The sequence below is a fragment of the Bradyrhizobium sp. UFLA06-24 genome (genome assembly GCF_054967145.1).
The window spans coordinates 1-1,348 of sequence record NZ_JADFUE010000184.1; the positions used below are offsets into that span (position 1 = coordinate 1).

1 protein-coding gene is annotated in these 1,348 nt (G+C 56.4%); it reads left to right on the forward strand.

Going from position 1 to position 1,348, the window contains the following annotated elements; all coding sequences use genetic code 11:
* A partial coding sequence (locus tag IF809_RS38530) for a hypothetical protein (RefSeq protein WP_249152441.1) occupies window positions 1-918 on the forward strand: 918 nt, incomplete at its 5' end.
* Window positions 919-1,348: the final 430 nt, after the last annotated feature.

The window sequence follows — 1,348 nt, forward strand, 5'->3', positions numbered from 1 at the left end:
CGTCTGGACCAAGAAAAAGGTCCGTCAACGCCGTTTCAAAGGCCGCCGTATCACTCAGCTCTGATTCCGGGGACTAGGCTGGTGTTTTTGTACTTCGTGAGCGTGCTTGCGGCCTTGCTTTTGCTGGTGGTGAGCAACCGCGGAGCCATGGCAAAACGCTCCGGCTATCGGAGTGATTGTGCCGGGATGCTGATTGTTTCTTCCATCCTACTTGTTGATAATTTTCAGTCGGAATGCCAAGCCCTCCATCTTTTCAGTGACAACCAGCCCATACGAGGGGAGCTCTTTGAGCGGGGTGCGGATCTGTTCAGCTTCAATGGGGCTAATGCGGGTGCACCGTGCAACGCTGTATTGGCTCCTGTGATTCTTCCAGCGCCCTCGCGTCTGCGCTATCGATCGATGACGCTGAGCAGTGACGAGCCGTCAAATTATCCCGACGAAGACGTTCTAAAGAGGAGAGCAGACAAAGGGCCTCGAGTGGCGTCGTTCGCTCCTGCAAGATCGTTCCGGCAGAATGGTCCGGCTCTCCGTGCGGAGGCGCCTGTCGGTTCGATGCTGATGCAGAGGCTAGTTTCTTTGGCATCTCATAGTTTTACGACCTCGGCCGGGGTCAAAATTAGCTTCACGTTGATTATGGCGTCAAACCCGAGCGGTACTGCTTTTGGTCCACAGGTCTTAATGGATGCCGACAGTAAAGCTTTGGTCTGCGAGATCTCGCCCATGGATGCGGAAAGCATCTCTGCGTTTCGGCACTCGCTGGCGCAAGCCTTTGTTCAACAAGCGGCGAATCCCGGTGGGGGGCTCCCGAGCAAGGATGTCGATGATTTGTTTGCGAACAACTGGGCTGCTAATGCAACAAATGGCATTATGGGCGGTTGCCTGCTCGGGAATAATAATGAAAGCGGAAGGATAGTGTAGCGCAGCACATGGGTTGTCACGAACTCCACGAACGAGTCCGGGCCGCCAGATCCGGAATGTCCCTCTTCAACTCCTGTAACAGGAGGGCGTAATTCGCCCGATATGCTCGTCGCCCAGCCATTCCATGTCGTCGAGCACCGCCCGCTGGCCGTGGAGCGAGCCGAATTGAAAAGTGCAGTGCCTGCCGTCGCTTGATAATCGTGTGGACGCGTCGGGTTGCGGGCCATTAGCGCACAACTGGCAGGCAGCTCTTCATAGCTTAGGCGTCGGCGATCGACCATCTGGTCCGTCCCATCGAACACAGGCGGCGCGCCCTCATCAATTGCCATCTGGGCTGACGAGCGCTTGCGCGCACTAGGGTCTGTACCTAAATAGCGCCACGTGATTCTCTTGCCTACGTGTTGATTCGGGGGCGAGAGAATGCGCGCTG